The sequence below is a fragment of the Microcystis aeruginosa NIES-2549 genome, assembly GCF_000981785.2.
GTDB classification, from domain to species: Bacteria; Cyanobacteriota; Cyanobacteriia; order Cyanobacteriales; family Microcystaceae; genus Microcystis; species Microcystis aeruginosa_C.
Map to the genome: position 1 here is coordinate 3,746,846 of NZ_CP011304.1, position 20,365 is coordinate 3,767,210.

Consider the following 20,365-nt stretch of genomic DNA (forward strand, 5'->3'; position numbering starts at 1 on the left):
TGTCTAGTAGTGCAGCTATCTAACTAGAGAGAAATAAATTTGTCTTTTTTACTGTTTTTTGTTGATTTTACTCACTCTTTCCCCTTTTAGAGACACTTCTGGAGAGAGATTAAGTTATTCGGATTCGTCATTATTGTCCCAGCATTGCCAATTTTACCAATCACACAAATTCCTCTCGTCTGATTTAGCAGCTCTCTCCATAATTTACAGCGTTTCTCATCAAGATGAAGTGGGGTGCATCTCAATTTTGGAGAAATATCTATATTATATTTTGGGCGCAGGCAGTTCGATAAACTCACTGACCACGATGCGCCCCTACCATTGGGAGATAATATAATAGCTTCTGCTGATCACCATAAGTGGGAGAGAGTCACAAAGATGAAATGCACCCATCTTGATCGCTGATAATCAGAATTATTTCCTAACTTTTAACTGCCGACATCTGCCGCATTTCTAGATACACTAATAAAGCGTTAATATCGGCGGGATTGACTCCGCCAATTCGCGAGGCTTGACCGATGGTGGCGGGTTTAATTTTTGTTAATTTTTCCCGCGATTCCATTGACAAAGTTTCAATTTTCATGTAGTCAATATCGGGGGATAAATGACGGTTACTGTGGCGACTAATTTGGTCAATTTGATTTTGTTGTCGTTTCAGATAACCGGAATATTTAATTTCAATTTCTACCCCTTCTCTTTCGGCTAAATTTATATCGGGATTACCTAAACCATAACGATCAAGATCGAGATAATGCAAGCTAGGACGACGCAGTAAATCCGCTAAAGAGAGAGAACCTTTGATTTTTTGTTCCGTATCCTTAACGATGGCAATTGCCACCTGATCCCGTTCTTTAATTCTGGTTTCGTGTAGGCGTTCTTTTTCAGCGATAATATTAGCTTGTTTGCTCTGGAATAATTGCCAACGCCGGTTATCAATTAAACCAATTTCTCGCCCTAAAGGTGTTAATCTTTGATCGGCATTATCCGATCGCAATACTAAGCGATATTCGGAACGACTGGTTAACATTCGATAGGGTTCGCGCAAATCTTTGGTACACAAATCATCGACCAAAGTTCCTAGATAACTTTCCTCCCGGGGAAAAACAATTAACTCTTTTCCCAAAGCAAACCGGGCCGCATTAATCCCCGCCACCAGTCCTTGGGCTGCCGCTTCTTCATAACCGGTTGTCCCGTTAATTTGTCCCGCACAAAATAACCCCTCAATCTTCTTCGTCATCAGGGTTGGATAACACTGAGTTGCCGGTAAATAATCGTATTCCACTGCATAGGCAGCACGCAACATCACACAGTTTTCTAAACCGGGTAAAGTCCGCAGCATTGCTAATTGAACATTTTCCGGCAGTCCCGTTGAAAAGCCTTGGATATAAAGTTCGGGAATATCGCGCCCTTCCGGTTCAATAAAAATTTGATGACTTTCTTTATCGGCAAAACGGACGATTTTATCCTCAATACTAGGACAATAACGCGGCCCTTTGGAGTCAATAAAACCGCCATAAATGGGGGATAAATGTAAATTATCTCTGATTAATTGATGAGTTGCCGCCGTGGTGCGGGTGAGATGACAGTTCATTTGTTCTCGTTCGATCCACACCTCCGGATCAAAACTAAACCAACGCACCTCGTCATCGGGCGGTTGCGGTTCCATACGGGAGTAATCCACCGAACGCTTATCCACACGGGCAGGAGTGCCAGTTTTTAGGCGACCGGTCTCGAATCCGAGACGATTTAGGGTTTCTGTTAAACCCACCGCCGCAAATTCGCCCGCCCGTCCAGCTGCCATGGATTTGCCGCCGATCCAGATTTTGCCGCCTAAAAAAGTGCCAGTGGTTAAAATGACGGCTTTAGCGGCGAAACAAGTGCCGAAATAGGTTTCTACCCCTAAAACTTGCTCATTTGCCCCTAAAATCAGGTCTGTGGCCATGCCTTCCCGAATAACGAGATTGGTTTGGGTTTCGACGATACCTTTCATCACCGCCGCGTATTCCCGTTTATCGGTTTGGGCCCGTAGGGCCCAGACTGCCGGCCCGCGAGAGGCATTAAGAACCCGTTTTTGCAGATAGGTGCGGTCGGCCATTTTGCCAATTTCGCCGCCTAAAGCGTCCACTTCGTGGGTTAATTGGGATTTAGCCGGACCACCGACGGCGGGGTTACAGGGTTGCCAAGCGATTTTATCGAGATTAAGGGTGAGGAGAAGGGTACGACAACCGAGACGGGCGCAAGCTAGGGCCGCTTCACAGCCGGAATGGCCCGCCCCGACGACGATGACATCAAATTCGTCTTGAAAGTCTGCGGCTGAGGAGAAAGTCATACTCGATCGAGGGGAAAATTAATTAATCAGGCTAATATTCTAGCAATTTTTCTGAGTTTTCCCCCCAATATAATACAAGAATACTAACTAAGTCATTGACTAACACCAAAGCGATCGCATAAATCTAAAAACAATCTGTATAATCCCTATTTACCCTTGCCTTTTCAGGGCATTACTGGCTAAGTATTATAGGTGCTTATCATATCTTCACGATCGTTTAAAGATTGTAATCATGGATTTACTTGCCAATCCCGTCGCTTTGTCGCGGATACAATTTGCCGTCACCGCTATTTTCCATATGCTTTGGCCGGTGTTAACCACTGGTATGGGCATTTATCTAGTCATTGTCGAAGGATTATGGCTAAAAACCCGCAATCCTGACTACTATCATCACGCTCGCTTCTGGGCAAAACTCTACATTCTCAATTTCGGCATTGGAGTTGCTTCTGGTTTACCCATGGCCTTCCAGTTTGGCATGAATTGGGCGCCTTTTTCGGAAGCGGTGGGGGACTTTTTCGGAACTATCCTCGGTTTCGAGGGAACCATGGCCTTTATGCTAGAGGCTAGTTTTCTAGGAATTATGTTGTTTGGTTGGGGACGAGTTCCCCCTTTAATTCACTTCCTAGCGACAATTCTCGTCGCTTTCGGGGCTAATCTTTCCACTTTCTGGATTTTAACCGCTAATTCTTGGCTGCAAACCCCCGCCGGTGGCATCTTCGTGGATGGTAAATTTATCGTTCAGGATTACCTACAAGCGATTCTCAATCCCTTCATGGTTAATAGTTTCCTGCATATGTTTTTCGCTACTCTGGAAACTTCTTTATTCGTCATTGGTGGGATTAGTGCTTGGTATTTGCTCAATAAACGTCACATTAGCTTTTTTAGTCGTTCTCTCAAAATTGTTCTTACTCTAGCGATTGTTATTGCTCCCTTGCAAATTTTTGTCGGTCATCTTAGTGCCGAACAAGTGTATCACTATCAACCGGCTAAATTAGCCGCCATGGAAGCGCAATGGGAAACTATTCCTGCGGGAGAAACTGCCGGTTGGAGTTTGGTCGCTTTACCCAAGGATAAAGCGGAGACAAATAGCTGGGAAGTGAAAATTCCTAATGCTTTGGGTTATCTTTTGGAGTTAAAACCCAAGTTATCGGAACCTGTTCTCGGCTTAAAAACGTGGAAATACGAAGACAGACCGCACATGGTGGGGCTAATCTATTATTCCTTCCGGATTATGGTCGCTATCGGTCTTTTTCTTGCTTCTTTAATGACTGTAACTGTCGGGCAATGGCTGCGCGGTCAACTGAGTAACGAAAAAATCGACAGTCAAAAATGGTTACTGCGCGCTTGGGTTTTTGCGGCCCCTCTGGGTTATCTTGCGGTTGAAACCGGTTGGATTGTCCGTTGTGTCGGTCGTCAACCCTGGACGGTTTACAATCAAATCCGGACAGTGGATGCTGCTTCTAAACTGCCCGCAGGCGAGATTTTAACTTCTTTAATCGGAATTACGGCGATTTATGTCGTTTTCTTGGTTTCTGCTCTCTATTTCGGTAGTCTTATTATCCGTCAGGGACCCAATCTTAACTTACCACTGCCGGGGACTCAACAGGAAACAGTGACCTCACCAGAACTAAATCCTCGTTCCCTAGAAGCGCAACAATAGGAGGAACTATGGAACCGTTACAGTATTTTTTGCCACAAATTTGGTTTTTTATTCTGGGTTTATTCCTGTTTCTCTACGTCCTCCTCGATGGTTTTGACTTGGGGGTGGGAATTCTTTCCCTGACTTCCTCCTCCGAGAAGCGTCGCAGTATTTTAATGACCAGTTTGGGCAATGTTTGGGATGCTAACGAAACTTGGATTGTTTTGATGGGTGGTTCCCTGTTTGGGGCGTTTCCCCTAGCTTACGGGACAATTTTAAACGCTTTATACCTGCCAGCAGTGATTATGGTGGTGGGGCTGTTATTTCGGGCTGTTTCCTTCGAGTTTCGTGAACATTCTCGTCGCAAGTTGTTCTGGAATTATGCCTTCGGACTCGGCAGTTTTTTGGCCGCTTTGGGGCAAGGATTCGCCCTCGGTGCGGTTTTTGAGGGCATTAAAGTGGATGAATTGGGTCATTTTGCCGGCGGCCCCTTTGATTGGTTAACATGGCGATCGATTCTAGTGTCTCTAACTTTAATCCAAGCTTATGTTTTAGTGGGTTCCACTTACCTAATTTTGAAAACTACGGGTAATTTACAGGAAGTTCACTATAAAACGGCAAAAATTGCCGCTATTACCACTTTTATCGGTGCTATCTTTATCACCATCAGTACGCCGCTGCTTTCTGACCATATCCGTCAGCGTTTATTTGACCCTCGACTAATTTACATCTTTATCCTCATCCCGATTCTAGCTGTGGTCTTACTGGGTTTATTACTGCGGAGTTTGCAACTAAAGGAAGAAAACACCCCGATGGTCTGGACAGTATTGCTGTTTATGCTCTCTTTTATCGGTTTGGGATTGTTGATTTTTCCCGATATTATTCCCCCGTCCGTGACAATTTATCAAGCGGCGGCCGCTCCCAGTTCTTTGGTGTTTATGCTGACTTTTGTGGGTTTTTTAATCCCAATTTTACTAGCCTATACGGTTTATAATTACATCGTTTTTCGGGGGAAAATTACTGCTGAATCCTACGGAGAATAGAGGACGTTGCCGATTTCAGATATGAATCTTCTTTGGTGGGATTTTTAAAGGGAAACTCTCTACCTCTGATGCTAAACTGAATTTACTCTAGGAGGTCTTTGGGTGTAATTAACTCGTAACGCTCGAAGGGTTGATGAATCCAAGGATTATCGGGGTAATATTCCACATAATAGTCGGGTTTGATTCTTGATGCCGCTTTGTACCAGATCACCGCAGTTTTGATATTGGTAATCCCGTATTTTTCCTGTAACAAAATCGAGGTTTTTTGGAGGGTGATTCCCGAATCGACTAAATCATCCACTAATAACAAGGGACTCTTTAATTGGGCCTCGATCATGGCTAAATTCGAGGAAATAGTTAATTCTCCCCGAATTTGATGATTTTGCCCCCCGTAGGAAGCAGCGTAGAGAATGGCTAGGGGTTGACGAAAAAGACGACAGAGAATGTCACCGACGCGCAATCCTCCCTTAGCTAAACAGACAATCTGAGCAAATTGCCAACCAGAATGATCGATTTTTACTGCTAATTTTTCGATCAGACGATGGTATTCATCCCAAGAAACATAGACATCGGCCATATTTTCGATTCCCGATTGAGAATTACTTATTTTCCGCAGGTCGATCACTACTCCAGGCCCACCAAACTCGATCGCATTGACAATGATAGAATTCCTGCCATTTACGACGGGAATCTTCTCCTAAAACGGGTGCGCGGCGATTGATCCAAACGGCCTGAGCTTCTTTAGCTTTTGCCCCACAGTAAGGACAACAAAAATTGTAGGCGTGAACAGCATTCTCTGTCCAGTCAGGGGGAAAGGGACTAAAAGCATCCATAATCTCTGGGTTAAGGGGGTTAACAGTCAAAAAGGGGTTTCCATCGCTGGTATTTAGGCTATAGTTCTCAATTTCTGCTGCGATAATTTTTACAGCGTTTCCCATAGAAATGAAGTGTAACCTAATTTGGTATTGACGACCGACTCCCCTAAAGGAAAACTTTGTACCTCACTATTAAGATAAATGCTACCATAGGTTTTGACAAATCGCGATCGGGAATATTTTCATGAAAACGAAAATTAATACCCAGAAAAACTGACTCAATAGATAATCTCCTTGTTTACTCTATCACTAAAAAAATATGGCTAAAGGGGATCAAATATACGCCTATCGGGAATTGCTCAATCTTCGGGGTGTTTATGCCCATCATGGCATCGATTGCGGTGATGGTAGCGTCATTCATTACCGAAAACCGAGCGAGATTGTGGAACGAACTTCCCTAGAAACCTTTGCTAGGGGTGGTAAAATCTATGTGGTGCGCTATGTAGAGGTGGGATTTTCCTTTATCCCCGATGTGGTGGTAGAAAGGGCGCTAAGTCGTCTGGGGGAACAGAAATATAATCTTCTTTTTAACAACTGCGAACATTTTGCCACTTGGTGTAAGACCGGTATTAGCAAAAGTCAACAGATAGAAGAATTTATCCCGATTATTACCCATTTACAAGCGGTGGGACTCTACGAACCTCTGAAAAAATCCCTTATCGGAGCCGACCCCAACAATGCCCAAACCCTGTTAAAAGGGGCTTTAAGCAGTCTTAAGCTCAGTTGGGATGAAATTCACCCCCAGTACAAAAAAGCCATTCAAGAAGCAGAAACATGGAATCGAGTAGCGATCGAAGCTTTAAGCAGAAATCGCGATGATTTAGCCCGGGAAGCCCTGAAACGCAAGGTAGAAGCCAAAAAACAGGCAAAACGCCATCAGGAACAATTGGATCAACTAGCGGCCATGACCGAAAATGTTCTTAAAAGTCTGGTGATTGCTAACGGTTAGTCTGGATGTCAGTAAACTGTTCAGTATCTAACCATCTGTCGATTGCCTCGGTTGATTCCCATCCACATCAGGTAATTTTAGTTGCTCGCCATGGAAATCTGGATTATTTTACGTTTTTCAATCGCCGCTGCCATTATCGCTCTAGTTTGCTGGTCTTTAGCCAGTGCCGTGCGCGATAGTTGGCAAGTTGCCCGACGGATGCACTCCATCCCTTGCTCCCACTGCCGCTACTTTACCAACGATTATCGCCTCAAATGTAGTGTACAACCCAGGAGCGCCAACACCGAACAAGCGATCGACTGTGGCGATTATTTTCCCGATGCCTAGTCAGCAATAATACCGAAAAGCTTTTCGAGATGGTGCGAAATTTGCTAGTCTAGGCTAAATAGGTCTGAAATAATATAGAAACGTGGATACAATTATTGGTCGGGGCAAAACAGCCCGTAGAGCTTACGGTATCGATGAAATCGCACTTGTACCCGGAGTGCGAACCCTCGATCCCAGTTTAGCCGATACCCGTTGGTCTCTCGGCAATATCGAGCGGGAAATCCCGATTATCGCCAGCGCTATGGATGGCGTGGTGGATACTAAAATGGCTGTCCTTCTCTCCGAGTTGGGGGCGCTAGGGGTACTAAACCTCGAAGGTATTCAAACCCGTTACGAGGATCCTAACCCGATTCTTGATCGCATTGCGGCGGTCGGCAAAGCAGAATTCGTCGGTTTAATGCAGGAACTCTACGCAGAACCGATTAAACCGCAACTAATCGAGCTTCGTATCCAAGAAATTAAAGAAAAAGGCGGTATTGCGGCAGTTAGCCTCACCCCTGCCGGTGCCGTCAAATACGGTGCTATCGTTGCCCAAGCAGCGGCCGATATTCTCTTTGTCCAAGCAACCGTCGTTTCCACTGCCCATTTATCCCCGGCAGCTATCACCCCCCTCGATTTAGTGCAACTGTGCCAAGAAATGCCCATTCCCGTGGTTTTGGGCAACTGCGTCACCTACGAAGTCGCCCTTAACCTGATGAAAACCGGGGCAGCTGGGGTTTTAGTCGGTATCGGTCCCGGGGCTGCCTGTACTTCTCGCGGCGTTTTAGGGGTGGGAGTTCCCCAAGCCACTGCTGTGGCCGATTGTGCCGCTGCTAGGGACGATTTTTTCCAAGAAACCGGTAAATACGTCCCCGTTATTGCCGATGGCGGCATTATTACCGGCGGTGATATCTGCAAATGTATCGCCTGTGGCGCCGACGCGGTGATGATTGGTTCTCCCATTGCCCGCTCCGTGGAGGCCCCCGGCCGCGGTTTTCACTGGGGTATGGCCACACCTAGTCCAGTTCTACCCCGGGGAACCAGGATTAGTGTGGGCAGTACCGGAACTATTGCCGAAATCCTCGTGGGACCGGCAAAATTAGATGATGGTACTCATAACCTCTTGGGGGCGCTGAAAACCAGTATGGGAACTTTAGGTGCTAAGAACTTAAAGGAAATGCAACAGGTGGAAGTGGTGATTGCTCCTTCGCTGCTGACGGAGGGTAAAGTCTATCAAAAGGCCCAGCAGTTAGGTATGGGTAAATAAAAGTTGTCGGTGAACAGTGAGCGGTTATCAGTGTTGAGTTTTCGATTTTCTCGGCGCAATGTTCGATTTTTGCCGGAGATGGGTTTTCTGCTTGGGATTACCATCACCTTCAGGTTCGGTTCTGCCGACCCCCACTATCTCAAAAAACTGTTACATTGGAAAAACCAAAAGGATAATTTAAGAAAATTGAGTTAAGGAGATCAAAGGTGTATAGAGAAAACGATCGCCCTCACAATTTATTTGCTACCGATAGTGAATTTTCCGAGAGTTTGTGGCAGTATGTCCAGACCTTAAGTCCGGAAACAATCGCCCAACTCTCGAAACCGGAGTCCCAAGAGGTTTTTCAAGTGATGGAACGCAACATTATCGGACTTTTGGGTAATCTTCCCTCTGAACATTTCGGTGTCACTATCAGTACCAGTCGCGAACATCTAGGCCGGTTATTAGCCTCGGCAATGATGAGTGGTTACTTTCTCCGCAATGCCGAACAGAGAATGAATTTTGAAAAATCCCTCGCTACTCTCCAGAGCGGTTCTAGCGATGTTTAAAGTTGGGCGGTATTTAAGTAGGGTCTGCTGAAAAACTTTTTCAGCAGACCCTACTTAACAGTTTGAGTATCATCACCTTCGGATCCGGCGCAGTTTCAACCCTCAAGCGCAAACTAAAACCCTCTAAATCCACCAACAAAGAAACCACAAAAGTAGGCTAAATTGCTTCTAAAAATACCATAAATGCCACTTCAATCAATCTTGAGGGGGTTTATTTTTTCCTTCATCAACAATCTGTAGAACACTGCTGTATAAAGGTGCAGCAACCCAAAATCCTGCTTGATTGATCAAAGCGTCTAGCAAGGGTTTCAGCCTCAACTAAAATGCCCAGAATTCCTGTGTATCGAAGATTAAGTCTAGCAGCAATCCTACGACCACGACGCTCATCAATCAAAACTTGCTCTGCTTCCAACTCAAGTGCCAAAGCAATAGCCTCAGCTTCTTCCCTATCTAGTTCACGACTCAAGAGCTTCAATCACTGTGCGGTTAGTTACCGTTCGAGTTTGAATCCAATCTAAGGTTTGTACCTCTATTGAACCTGCTACTGGAAAATCAGGCCTAGTTAATTCTCGATAAACTGCTTCAGGAATAAAAACTATTTTGTAAAGTTGTTGTAGCAGATGAAGTTGATTAATGGCGGCAAGATTGTTGATAGGCGATGTATCACTGACAATAATCACAATCTGCCCATCTCCCGCAAGTTCTTAATATCCTGTTCAAAATCTTCGACATCGTATTGTACTGGAATTTGACGATTTGCCAGTAGGTGTTGAAAAGCAATACGATTAATTCCTGCAAATCGACTCGCTTGAGCCAGGGTGAGCTTCTCTTTTTGAAAGAGCATGACCGCAATTTCCTGCCTCATCTCAGCTTCAGTCATGCGTGTTGCACTAAGAATTTCATCGGAGATATCAATCCTATCTACCCCTTCCTATTGGAATAATATCATAACCCCCTTCATTCAATCTTGAGGGGGTTTATTTTTTTACTTTCGCTTATTAAATAACTATTACCTAGTTGCTAGGATCTCCCTGGCAACGCATTTCCAGAGGTTCTACCTTGGAACGAGACAAAGCATTGATGATCACACAAAGTCGAGAAGAGCCTATTTGGCTCTCTTAGGAATTTGACTTTAGATAACTTCTGGCCAACTAGCTACCACCGAGGCCAATGTATCCAAATCCCGACGATCTTCGATAAAGGGAAAAACACCTAAAACCGGACAATTAGTCAAGGATTGAATTAAATCGATCGGTGTTAACTGCTCTATTTCCGTCTCCGTGCGCGGTTCGAGACAATTAAGGATAATTCCGCCCAAATTGACCTTTTTCTGCTCTGCTAGGGCAATATTAGCCACCGTTTGGGAAATCGCCCCCAATTTCACCGGCACCACTAAAAGGGTTTTTAACCGCCATTGAGCCGCTAAATCCGCCACAGTTAGCTCGTGGGTGACGGGACAACCTAAACCCCCTAAACCCTCAATTAAAACCAAATCTTGGCTTTTTTGTAGGTTCAGCAGAGCTTGCCACACCGTCCCCAAAGGAATATCTCGACCTTCCAAATCAGCAGCCACAGGAGGCGCTAAGGGTGCTTGATATTGCAGCGGTGTAATCATTTCTAATTGACCCTGAAATAAGCCCTCATACCATTCTCGATCGCCTTGACCCGTTTGCATTAATTTCATCAACCCCAGGGCCTTGCATGGATAGTATTTTTGCCAATAAGCCACTAAGGCAGTGGTGACAACGGTTTTACCCGCATCGGTATCCGTAGCCGTAATCAAAAGACTATTCATAAAACTCCCAGGCTCAGTCAAGATCAGGTGAAATCACCAGCATTTATTATCTTATCTTGCCACTTCCCACTTCCCCATCACCCCACACTCCACTTCCCCACTTCCCAGATATTGCATGGATAAGATGCAAAAAGAAAAAAAACTGCAGCCAAAAAGGTGAGATAGAATACACTAAAAGTATAAGGTTATCAATTTTGCTATTTTTCAAGTTGCATCCTAGGCAACAGAATCGCAATTATCCCTCTCATTAAAAATTGGACGGTTTGCCCTGTGGTTTCATCACTTCCCAAGCCCAATGACTCTTTAACAACGGTTCCCCAGCGTTGTTCTGGGGCTTATGCCTTGATGGACAGTCTCAAACGTCATGGTGTTAAGCACATCTTCGGTTATCCCGGTGGTGCGATCCTGCCCATCTATGACGAACTCTACCGCTTTGAAGAACGGGGAGAATTACAACATATTTTAGTGCGCCACGAACAAGCGGCCGCCCATGCCGCCGATGCCTACGCTAGGGCCACCGGCAAAGTGGGAGTCTGTTTCGGTACTTCCGGCCCCGGGGCGACCAATTTGGTGACAGGCATCGCTAACGCACACATGGACTCCATCCCGATGGTGATTATCACCGGTCAGGTGAGTCGGGCGGCCATCGGTTCCGATGCTTTCCAGGAAACCGATATTTATGGTATTACTCTCCCGATTGTTAAACATTCCTATGTGGCTAGAAATGCCAGCGAAGTAGCGAGAATCGTCGCTGAGGCCTTCCACATCGCCAGTACAGGACGACCAGGACCGGTTTTAGTCGATATTCCCAAAGATGTCGGTTTAGAACTATGCGATTATATCCCCGTCGAACCGGGAGATGTGAAACTAACCGGCTATCGTCCCACGGTTAAGGGCAATCGCCGTCAAATCGAGGCCGCCTTACACCTCTTGGAAACCGCCGAAAAACCTTTACTGTACGTTGGCGGAGGCGCGATCGCAGCGAATGCCCACGCCCAAATCGCCGAGTTTGCCGAGCGTTTTCAGTTACCCGTCACCACCACGTTAATGGGGATCGGTGCTTTTGATGAACATCATCCCCTCTCGGTGGGAATGTTAGGAATGCACGGCACCGCCTACGCTAATTTTGCCGTGACCGGGTGTGATTTATTAATTGCCGTCGGCGCTCGTTTTGATGACCGAGTAACGGGGAAATTGGACGAATTCGCCTCGAAAGCTAAGGTAATCCATGTGGACATCGACCCCGCCGAAGTGGGCAAAAATCGCGCCCCTGATGTGCCGATTGTCGGGGATGTGCGGGTAGTTTTAGAACAAATACTCCACAAAGCCAGAGAATTTGATTATCCCACTAATCCCGAGCGCACCCAAGCTTGGTTAGCCCAGATCGAGCGCTGGCGTCAAGATTATCCCCTGCAAGTACCCCGACCGGAAGGCAGACTTTCCCCCCAAGAAGTGATCGTTGAGGTGGGCCGTCAAGCACCCCACGCCTACTACACCACTGATGTGGGCCAGCATCAGATGTGGGCAGCCCAATTCCTCAAAAATGGTCCCCGACGTTGGATTTCTAGCGCGGGATTGGGGACAATGGGTTTCGGTTTACCGGCTGCTATGGGGGCCAAGGTGGCCATTGCCGATGAGGAGGTCATTTGTATTAGTGGTGATGCCAGTTTCCAGATGAATCTACAGGAATTAGGCACCCTAACCCAGTTTAATATTCATGCCAAGACGATTATTATTAATAATGGTTGGCAGGGTATGGTACGTCAATGGCAAGAAGCTTTCTATGGGGAACGTTATTCTAATTCCAATATGGAAGTGGGAATGCCAGATGTGGAACTGTTAGCCCAAGCTTACGGCATTAAAGGGATTACTATTCGCCATCGAGAGGAATTAGCCGCAAAAATTGCCGAAATGTTGGCCCATGATGGTCCAGTTTTGGTCAATGCGATCGTGACTAAGGACGAAAATTGTTATCCCATGGTTGCCCCCGGTCAAAGTAATGCGCGTATGATTGGTTTACCGAAAATTGTCACCAGAAGTTGTGAAATGCTCAATTGTCCCAGTTGTGGCGCGGTTAACAGTGTGAATAATAAATTCTGTCCTGAATGTGGGGCGAAATTGTAGCCAAACATTGTTAATCAATTATCTAGCCTCCGTTCAGGATAACGGAGGTTTTTCGCTTTTTCTCTACTCTTTAGGGTTTGCTGAATAAATCTAAAAACCTTGTTGGATAGGAATTTTAGACTTTTTGTCAATCAAAAAGTGCCAGACCTTGGGGTGATCGGGGGGGGGAAGTTTAGGGACTTTTTCCCTGAAAATTAGGTAATTGACCAGATGAAAATCGGTAAAACCCTACACCCCACACCCCACACCCTACCCCCACGAAAAACTTATTCAGCAAACCCTAAATACAGTTCCTTATTTGGTTTTGCCAAAGATTCATTAACTGAGTTTCCATTGCTTTAATCCAGGTGGCCGTTTGAAATAGTGGTAAATCTCCCTGTTTTTGCTGCCATTGCTGAGTGAATTGGCGCAGTTCCTCCCAGTGGGTCCCCCAATAAATTGCTTGGACTTGATAGGATTCCCTACTTTCACAGACAAAAGATTCTAAACCAGCAGCGTGGCAAATACTCATCCCCATTCGCGAAGCAAAAGTATCTCCAGGACAAGTCAGTAAAGGAACGCCAGCTTGAATGGCGCAAACAGAAGTCGCTCCGCCATTATACAGAAACGTATCTAAAAACAAATCTGCCTGCCGACACACAGAGATGAATTCCCATGGCGAACGCTTAACTAAAAAGACAAGACGCTCTGGGTCAACGCCTGCGGTTTTCGCTTTTGTTCGCAGGGTTTGGGAAATATCCTCAGAAGACTCCGCCAACCACAGCACAGCGTTGGGTACAGCTTGCAAAATCTTGAGCCAGCAAGCAAAGAGTTCAGGCGACCATTTATCAGTGCGATTAAAACAAGCATAGACAAATCCCTCGTCTGGTAATCCCAGTTCCGACCGCGATGGCGGTGGTTCAGAAAAAGACAAAGGAGTAGTAACAAAAACGTGGGGTAATTCCACTAAAGTTTCCCTGTAATATTCCGCCAAATCTGGGGGAATTAAAAAGCGATCGCCCAGGATGTAGGGGATAAAATCTGCACCAAGGGTATCAGGATAACCCAGATAGTGGAGTTGCAGGGGAGCCGGTTGAAGTGCGAGAATTTCGGGACGACAGAGATTCGTATAACCACAGAGGTCGATTAGGATATGAATGCCATCACTGTGGATTTTCTCGGCGGCGGCTTCCACGCTCAGGGGGGCGATTGTTTCATAGTGGTCACACCCGGACCGAATCTGCTCCGTAATCTCATCAGTCGTATTCGACAGGGAATAGGCATATACCTCAAATTGATCGCGGTTATGGTATGCAAAAAGCTCCCGAATTAAAAAGCCGACAGCATGGTTGCGAAAATCGGCGGAGAGATAGCCAATCCGTAGTTTAGACGGTGTTTCTCGCGGGAAAATAAACCCTAAGCGGCGCTTCGACTCTACCATCCGCGCCTCGATACTTTTTGCCCAGTGACGGTTAAAGTCCCGGTGGAGAGTGAGAGAAGCGGGAAAACTGTTAAGAGAAAGGGGAGGTAGGGCCGCGTTTTCCTGGGTTTGAAGATAGTTCTCGAGCCGCGCTAAAAGCGCCGACATCCGTTGGTCATAGTCGTCCCAATCGCAAAGAGCAACTTGAAGATGTTCTCGCCGATATAGCACATTCAAATTATCCGGTTCCAGAGTTAAAGCATAATTAAAACACTCTAACCCCTTATTCGGATTGCCTTCCGCTTCATAAATTTCTCCAAGATTGCGATAAATACCTGGGATTTCGGGGTTGAGATCTAATGCTTTCTTAAAACAGAATTTTGCCCCGGTGATATTATTAACGCTCATTAGCAATCCCCCTAAATTCTGGTAGGCGGCGATATAATTTTCATCCAGACGGATTGCTTCTCGGTAATATTCCATCGCTGCCGCAATATCTCCCAATTGCCGATAGAGATCCCCCAGCGCCAAATGCAAAGAAGCGCAAGGAAGGTAAATTAATCCCTGCTGCAAAAGTTGGATTGCTTCTTGATAGCGGTGTTCATTGCTATACAATCCTCCCAAATTCTGATAAGCTACTAATAAATTCGGTTGCAGTTGAATCGCTTTTTGAAAAGCTTCAATTGCCTCTGGTAAATTCCCCTCCAGTTGCCACAAACTCCCTAAATTGCAATAGGTTGGAGCGTAATTGGGAAGTAGTTGGAGCGCTGATTGATAGAGGGCGATCGCCCCTGAATAATCCTGAAGTGCTACCCGTTGTTTCGCCTCCTTAAAAATAGTTTTTAGTTGAAATTTAAGGGAAAGATCAACTTTCTCATCCGCCTTTGCAAGTGTCAAATTAGATGGCTCTTCTTGGGAAACACTTGCAAGAGTTTTGTTCAGTAATTCCTGAAACAGTTGGTAAGATTCTTGGGCAAATCTTTGGGGTTGCCATAAGGTCGCTTGATGGTCGGTTTGTTTCGATTGCTGTAAGCGTTCTCGAATTTGTTGGCGAAGTTCAGAATCAGTCCCGTATCGCACTCCCCACTCAATATATTCTTCCCAACTGTAGGCGACACCTTCATCAATTCCCAAATTTTGCAGGAACGAATAGCCAAAACGAGATACCGCCTGTTTTCCGCAGCGAGTAACTAACGGTACATTAAACCAAAGAAACTCTAAATTGTGGCTCCCGCCATTGTAAGGATAACTGTCTAAACCCACATCACCAACATAGTAAAATAGGCGATGTTCTTCCTCTAATTTTGGGCGTTCTAACCAACGACAGCGTTGGGGATCAACCCCAGCTTTTTCGCACTCTTCTTGATAGATTGTATGCCGATAACTATAGCCTTTGTGGAGCAAAATACTGTTAGGTACTTGTTTGAGAATCGCCACCTGAGATTTCACCAAATCGCGGGTCAGTTTTTTCCCCGGTTTCACCGAAAGATAAACCACCGTATCTGGTTCAATTTGTAAATTCTGACGCAATGTCTCACGCTCAAATGCTAGTACCGGAAAATCTTCGATCGCTATACCAGTCTCAGATAGATAAAGTAATTGTTCTTGATAGTATTGTTGTAACTCTGGCGGGTGGGTACGGCGATCGCAGAGGTAATAATTTTTCTCAGAAATATAAGGCGGCTCGCAACCTAACCAGGACACCACCACCGGCGCTGGTCGTTGGGCCAAAAGTAAAGCGTGCTTAAAATTCATTAAAGAATCAAGGTCAATCAAAATATCGAGCCGATCAGCCCTAAGTTTTTCTAGAATTTCTTGCGGTGTTTGCTGAGAAAGATCGCTAAACTTTGCCCCTGTATGTTGAAAAGAATGCGTCAGATCATCAGTCGCAGCAACACCAGTTTGGTACAAGAAAAGATAGGGGGTTAACTGCGCCCAGCCTTGAAGAATACTGCGACAACACCAACCGACAGAATGTCGTCGAAAATGCTGGGAAATAACGCCGATGCGTAATCCATCATTCCTCGTTTTCTCTTCTAATTCCCCACTATTTTGAGGAGAACTAGAGACCGGAAAAAAATCAAGACAGTGCTGATGGTAAGCTTGGCTAATCAGTTGACTAAGGCGACTATTAGCAGCCGGATCGTCTCGCAAGTAGGGCAAACTAAAGAGGAGATATTGGTAAAGTTTTTGGGCTGCTTTTTCTTGTAAGTCTAGCTCCGGCTTTAAGAGGAGTTCTTCTAGGGCAGAAAAATACTGTTGGGACTGAGCATAAAAGCCAAATTCTAAATAGCCAGCCGTCAAGATGGTCAGCAGAACAATTCGATCAGATAGAGAAATTTCGCTATGGGGATAGTCCTGAATCTGGGCGTAGATTGTCCCCAGATTGTCATAAGCAGTTATCAAATCTGGTTTAATTTCTAACGCCCGTTGAAAAGCTTGAATCGCTTCTGATAATTTCCCCTCAAGTTGCCACAAACTCCCCAAATTGCAATAGGTTGGGGCGTAATTGGGAAGTATTTGTAGCGCTGATTGATAGCAGGCGATCGCCCCTGAATAATCCTGAAGCGCTACCCGTTGTTTCGCCTCCTCAAACAGGCTTTTTATTTGAACTTTGAGCAAAGGATCAGCCTTCTCCTGTGACGCTTGCTCTCGCAAATCAGGATGACCTTTGGTGGCCAACATCTGATTACCCCAAGCATCAATCTTCCAGCCTCGCCCCTTGAGAAGGGGTTCTAAAGCCGCACTCGTCCAGCGGCTAGGGGTATAGAAAACGCGGAGAGTCTTTATCCCAGCATCCCAGCAATCCTTTTCCAACACACTCACTAAACGGGTAGCAATCCCTTGGTGACGGTAAGACGGCTCGACAAATAAAGAAATGATTTCTGCTGTACCATCTGGCGAGTATTCACCAATCACAAAACCGAGTAAATCTCCCTCAAGCGCAGCAGATACACCGACAATTTCCCCCTTGGGGGACTGATTTTTCCAGCGGACCTGCAAACTCGGGAACATGATCCCATCATAAGGGGCGAGGCTTTCAGGATTAAGGTGATAGACCCGTTGGAAATTAATCGCAGCATTGAGAGGCAGGTCCAGTCGGTTCCAGGCTTCCTCTTCCCCTTTAGCAAGCATCGTTGTGGCTTCCGATGGGGAAGTAGTCGCCTCTGGTACGCCAGCGATGGGTGCTTTCGGTCCAAGACTGGGACGCTTAACCGTTGGTCTTGTCACCATTAACCCCTGACTTTCCGGGAAACAGACCAAACGTTCAATATCTTCATTTTGTAAACCCAATAACTTCGGTCGTATCACCCCGGGTAAGACCACCACATCGAATAATTCTTCAATAGTGTCGTTAAAAATCAGAGAGTGGACAATTTCTCCGGTATTTAAATCCACTACCATTAGACCGCACAGAGCCTTATGTCCCGTTGCTAGAAGGCGTTCTTCCAACACTAGACCGCTAAACACCGCCGACCGTAACTTAGAAAGTCCGACAAAGGCATAGTTTTTCCAAAAGGCAAGCCCTCGCACAAAAGCCGAACAAAAGGTGATGGGATAAAATTTTTCCGCTTCAATATAACCCAATTCTCCTGAACCCGAATTTAGCACCCAGAGTTTATCTCGATAAAAACGGGGAGAGTGGGGCATTGACAGTCCCCGCATGATAATTTCGTTACTGGGAAGATGGAGTAAAATGCCGCCATCCTGACGACAATTTCGCCAACCGGCTCCCTGATTAGTCCCACTGCAAGCGCTCAGATAAATTGGCTGTCCTTCTACCAACGCCAATCCGTTTAAATGACAGCGGTCTTCCGCCCGCAGCTCAGAAATAAACGGCGGTTGCCAAATCGGGTTAAAACTATATCCAGTTTTGAGTTCAGCGAGACAACTAAAATCAGTATTAACAAATATTAGTTTTCCTTCTCCATCTAGTGCCACATCATGGACATTTACATTCCCCGTGGTGTAGGCTGAACTCGGTACATAAAGGCGATCGCCGTCTTGAAAAGTTTCTCCCGGTACGAGGCGGTTTTCCAGAGTCCAAATTTGATAGCGGGTACTCATGTAGAGAGAAGTGGAATCAGCATACAGTCCCATCGGTTTGTCGAACAAACGTTCCTGTAGCGTAATGCGCCCATCTTCATAACTTCCCAACATAATCAGTCGATTAGTTTGGTAAGTCGTGAAAGCAACACTAATTTTTTCTTGTTGTAACCAAGCTCCCAAATTCGGTGAGCATTCAATTTTTAAATCCATAAAAAATACATGACTTACGAAACTCCCAGGACGGGAGCACTGTTTCCTCCTCCAGTTGACAAATTTCTCGCCAGAATTCTTGTTCGGAAGCGCTGGGTTCAGTCATAGTCTGGTTACGACTTGACCCAAGCGGCGATTCAGTAGGCGTAATCCCTCACCTTGATGGTCTATACCCTGGCGCAACGAAAGCTGCGCCAGGCTCTCAAGGAACAGACTGAGGAATGCAGGTTTGAATTTCTAGTTAGACTGACTTTCTAAGCATCCTTGTTTTGTTTCTTATTCCTTTTGCCATGCTTTTTTTTAAGAATCGGGAGAGCGACTAAAACCACGCCAGTACCAAGAATAGTTGAGGGTTCGGGAATCTGCTCAGGGGGTTCGGGAATCTGCTCAGGGGTGAAGTTAAAATTAGTAATCGTTAAAACCCCAGGCCCGCCGGTGTTGTTGTCGGTTTCGACAATAAAACCAAAAGTTTGTCCCGCCGTCAGAGACAAGGAAGAGACATGGTAATTATCGCCGTTTTGGAACCCTAAATAAGTGGGAGTGTTATTGATAATGTAACCCCCGCGATCGCCCGCCGCGCCTGGTGTATAAGGAACGTTTTCACCAGCAAAGGTCCAAGCAAAAGAAACTGTCCCTCCCTGAGTAATGGGGCCTGCTATCCAGTTGGTAGTTCCAGATGCCAAACTCTCATCATTTCCACCAGTCAAAACTACAGTTCCACTTGCGGCATTAGTGGTATCTACTGAGCCATCAGCATCACTGTTATTGAGAGTAAAATTCCCTGGAGCAAATATGCCAGCGAATCCAAGAGCTAAGGCAGGGGAATGAAACCCGACAACCGCAGCAGTGGCGACAGTTGCTAGGAGAAAACTCCTGGAAGGCTTTAGACGAGAAACGAAGGAAGTATTCATTGGTTTTGCGATTAATTAATTGGCGAAAGACTGATGAATTAGTGGTTGATGAAATGGCGTTGCTGATTTGAGATATGAATCTTCTCTTGTGGAATTTTTAAAACCTAGACCCAAACTAACTTTTCGATGGGTGCAAGGTTGGCATTCATACCTTGATTCAGCAACGCCGATGAAATTACCCCTTAAATTGTGAAGTAATGATTGACATTTAAGGTGCCAGCAGTAGTAGGAGCATTCAATAACGAGCCAAACTTGACCAGCAGATCTGCTGTACCATTAAAGGCGGCTGTTCCATCATTTACCGATAGGTAGTAGGAGGAGCCATACCTGAATAAAAGTGATTCATTGGCTTGTAAATTGGCAGCAGCATAAGCCTGACTTGTGGCATTGCTTAAACTGGTTGCGGTTATCACGCCGGCGTAGGAGAGTTTACTGGGGAGGGAGGATAATTGCAGGCGATCGCCCTCGGTCGAATTAAAGCGAGAAATAGTATCCATCGAGTTAAGCAGGGAATCGCTGAAGTTGGGATAAAAGAAGGTGTCCTTTCCGCTATAACCCAGGAGGTTATCAGCACCAGGCCCCCCTTCAAAAGTATTGGTGCCGAAGTAGCCAAATAGGTTATCATCTCCCCCCAATCCTCGAAATACTTCATCGGGGACAGTCGTCGGTGGTGCCGCCAGATTACCTGAGAGGTTATCTTTGCCTGAAGTTCCCGTAAAAGTAATCGCCCCAGTTGTATTATCGTCATTGATGATCTTGCCTGTTATGCTTCCCGATGAAATGGTTGTTCCCACCGGATTACTCAGGATCAAGGTGAGGGTTTCGTCAGGCTCTACGTCTGTATCGCCTTGAACCGGAACAGTGATTGTCCCGGAAAGCTGACAGGGGGACAAGCTGGCTGAACTCCTTACATCACAAGC

The 20,365-nt window shown here is 45.8% G+C and carries 15 protein-coding genes and 1 pseudogene; 7 read left to right on the plus strand and 9 right to left on the minus strand.

Features of this window, described 5'->3' with window-relative positions; translation table 11 throughout:
* Window positions 1-421: 421 nt before the first annotated feature.
* On the minus strand, window positions 422-2,329 hold the full coding sequence (gene mnmG / locus myaer_RS18440) for a tRNA uridine-5-carboxymethylaminomethyl(34) synthesis enzyme MnmG (protein ID WP_046663148.1): 1,908 nt from the start codon (window positions 2,327-2,329) through the stop codon (window positions 422-424).
* A gap of 232 nt (window positions 2,330-2,561) precedes the next feature.
* On the opposite strand from mnmG, the gene myaer_RS18445 reads away from it, so the two are divergent.
* Window positions 2,562-3,989, plus strand: coding sequence for a cytochrome ubiquinol oxidase subunit I (locus myaer_RS18445; RefSeq protein ID WP_046663149.1), 1,428 nt, complete (start codon window positions 2,562-2,564; stop codon window positions 3,987-3,989).
* A gap of 8 nt (window positions 3,990-3,997) precedes the next feature.
* The gene (gene cydB, locus myaer_RS18450) at window positions 3,998-5,011 is read left to right on the plus strand and encodes a cytochrome d ubiquinol oxidase subunit II (RefSeq protein ID WP_002792975.1); all 1,014 of its coding nucleotides are present in this window, start codon (window positions 3,998-4,000) and stop codon (window positions 5,009-5,011) included.
* A gap of 82 nt (window positions 5,012-5,093) precedes the next feature.
* On the opposite strand, the gene myaer_RS18455 is transcribed toward cydB, so the two are convergent.
* Entirely contained in the window at window positions 5,094-5,588 is a 495-nt protein-coding gene (locus tag myaer_RS18455; protein ID WP_046663150.1) for a phosphoribosyltransferase, read from the minus strand.
* A 22-nt stretch (window positions 5,589-5,610) separates the two neighbouring features.
* The gene (locus tag myaer_RS18460; protein WP_002771307.1) at window positions 5,611-5,844 is read right to left on the minus strand and encodes a hypothetical protein; all 234 of its coding nucleotides are present in this window, start codon (window positions 5,842-5,844) and stop codon (window positions 5,611-5,613) included.
* A gap of 301 nt (window positions 5,845-6,145) precedes the next feature.
* Here myaer_RS18460 and myaer_RS18465 point away from each other — a divergent pair, with 301 nt between their 5' ends.
* The 4 genes from myaer_RS18465 to myaer_RS18480 all read left to right on the plus strand — a co-directional run bounded on the left by myaer_RS18465 (window position 6,146) and on the right by myaer_RS18480 (window position 8,956).
* On the plus strand, window positions 6,146-6,835 hold the full coding sequence (locus tag myaer_RS18465) for a lecithin retinol acyltransferase family protein (RefSeq protein ID WP_046663151.1): 690 nt from the start codon (window positions 6,146-6,148) through the stop codon (window positions 6,833-6,835).
* Between the two features lie 90 nt (window positions 6,836-6,925).
* On the plus strand, window positions 6,926-7,162 hold the full coding sequence (locus tag myaer_RS18470; protein ID WP_043996943.1) for a hypothetical protein: 237 nt from the start codon (window positions 6,926-6,928) through the stop codon (window positions 7,160-7,162).
* Window positions 7,163-7,244: 82 nt separating this feature from the next.
* Entirely contained in the window at window positions 7,245-8,408 is a 1,164-nt protein-coding gene (locus tag myaer_RS18475; protein WP_046663152.1) for a GuaB3 family IMP dehydrogenase-related protein, read from the plus strand.
* Window positions 8,409-8,614: 206 nt separating this feature from the next.
* Window positions 8,615-8,956 (plus strand): DUF760 domain-containing protein, encoded by a 342-nt coding sequence (locus tag myaer_RS18480; RefSeq protein ID WP_046663153.1) that lies wholly within the window; start codon window positions 8,615-8,617, stop codon window positions 8,954-8,956.
* A gap of 195 nt (window positions 8,957-9,151) precedes the next feature.
* On the opposite strand, the pseudogene myaer_RS22155 reads toward myaer_RS18480, so the two are convergent.
* The 3 genes and pseudogenes from myaer_RS22155 to bioD all read right to left on the minus strand — a co-directional run bounded on the left by myaer_RS22155 (window position 9,152) and on the right by bioD (window position 10,751).
* Window positions 9,152-9,636 (minus strand): annotated as a pseudogene (locus myaer_RS22155) (DUF3368 domain-containing protein).
* Window positions 9,633-9,872 (minus strand): UPF0175 family protein, encoded by a 240-nt coding sequence (locus tag myaer_RS18500; RefSeq protein ID WP_268807334.1) that lies wholly within the window; start codon window positions 9,870-9,872, stop codon window positions 9,633-9,635. Before myaer_RS18500 ends, myaer_RS22155 begins: the two are co-directional and overlap by 4 nt.
* A 216-nt stretch (window positions 9,873-10,088) precedes the next feature.
* Window positions 10,089-10,751 (minus strand): dethiobiotin synthase, encoded by a 663-nt coding sequence (bioD, locus tag myaer_RS18505; RefSeq protein ID WP_046663155.1) that lies wholly within the window; start codon window positions 10,749-10,751, stop codon window positions 10,089-10,091.
* Window positions 10,752-11,021: 270 nt separating this feature from the next.
* Here bioD and ilvB point away from each other — a divergent pair, with 270 nt between their 5' ends.
* Window positions 11,022-12,875: a biosynthetic-type acetolactate synthase large subunit gene (gene ilvB / locus myaer_RS18510; protein ID WP_046663156.1), complete on the plus strand. Its 1,854-nt coding sequence runs from the start codon at window positions 11,022-11,024 to the stop codon at window positions 12,873-12,875.
* 280 nt (window positions 12,876-13,155) lie between these two features.
* Here the strand turns inward: ilvB and myaer_RS18515 are convergent, their stop codons facing one another.
* The 3 genes from myaer_RS18515 to myaer_RS18525 all read right to left on the minus strand — a co-directional run bounded on the left by myaer_RS18515 (window position 13,156) and on the right by myaer_RS18525 (window position 20,338).
* Window positions 13,156-18,534: a TIGR03032 family protein gene (locus tag myaer_RS18515; protein ID WP_066030130.1), complete on the minus strand. Its 5,379-nt coding sequence runs from the start codon at window positions 18,532-18,534 to the stop codon at window positions 13,156-13,158.
* Between the two features lie 254 nt (window positions 18,535-18,788).
* Window positions 18,789-19,445, minus strand: a complete 657-nt coding sequence (locus myaer_RS18520; protein WP_046663157.1) for a PEP-CTERM sorting domain-containing protein — start codon at window positions 19,443-19,445, stop codon at window positions 18,789-18,791.
* Between the two features lie 182 nt (window positions 19,446-19,627).
* On the minus strand, window positions 19,628-20,338 hold the full coding sequence (locus tag myaer_RS18525) for a bluetail domain-containing putative surface protein (protein WP_046663158.1): 711 nt from the start codon (window positions 20,336-20,338) through the stop codon (window positions 19,628-19,630).
* Between the last annotated feature and the right edge of the window lie 27 nt (window positions 20,339-20,365).

What these genes read in the sequence shown, in the direction of transcription:
- myaer_RS18455 (WP_046663150.1), bottom strand. Translation starts at nt 5,588, where the DNA reads ATGGCCGATGTCTATGTTTCTTGGGATGAATACCATCGTCTGATCGAA.
- myaer_RS18515 (WP_066030130.1), bottom strand. Translation starts at nt 18,534, where the DNA reads ATGGATTTAAAAATTGAATGCTCACCGAATTTGGGAGCTTGGTTACAA.
- myaer_RS18520 (WP_046663157.1), bottom strand. Translation starts at nt 19,445, where the DNA reads ATGAATACTTCCTTCGTTTCTCGTCTAAAGCCTTCCAGGAGTTTTCTC.
- myaer_RS18460 (WP_002771307.1), bottom strand. Translation starts at nt 5,844, where the DNA reads ATGGATGCTTTTAGTCCCTTTCCCCCTGACTGGACAGAGAATGCTGTT.
- bioD (WP_046663155.1), bottom strand. Translation starts at nt 10,751, where the DNA reads ATGAATAGTCTTTTGATTACGGCTACGGATACCGATGCGGGTAAAACC.
- cydB (WP_002792975.1), top strand. Translation starts at nt 3,998, where the DNA reads ATGGAACCGTTACAGTATTTTTTGCCACAAATTTGGTTTTTTATTCTG.
- mnmG (WP_046663148.1), bottom strand. Translation starts at nt 2,329, where the DNA reads ATGACTTTCTCCTCAGCCGCAGACTTTCAAGACGAATTTGATGTCATC.
- myaer_RS18470 (WP_043996943.1), top strand. Translation starts at nt 6,926, where the DNA reads ATGGAAATCTGGATTATTTTACGTTTTTCAATCGCCGCTGCCATTATC.
- myaer_RS18445 (WP_046663149.1), top strand. Translation starts at nt 2,562, where the DNA reads ATGGATTTACTTGCCAATCCCGTCGCTTTGTCGCGGATACAATTTGCC.
- myaer_RS18465 (WP_046663151.1), top strand. Translation starts at nt 6,146, where the DNA reads ATGGCTAAAGGGGATCAAATATACGCCTATCGGGAATTGCTCAATCTT.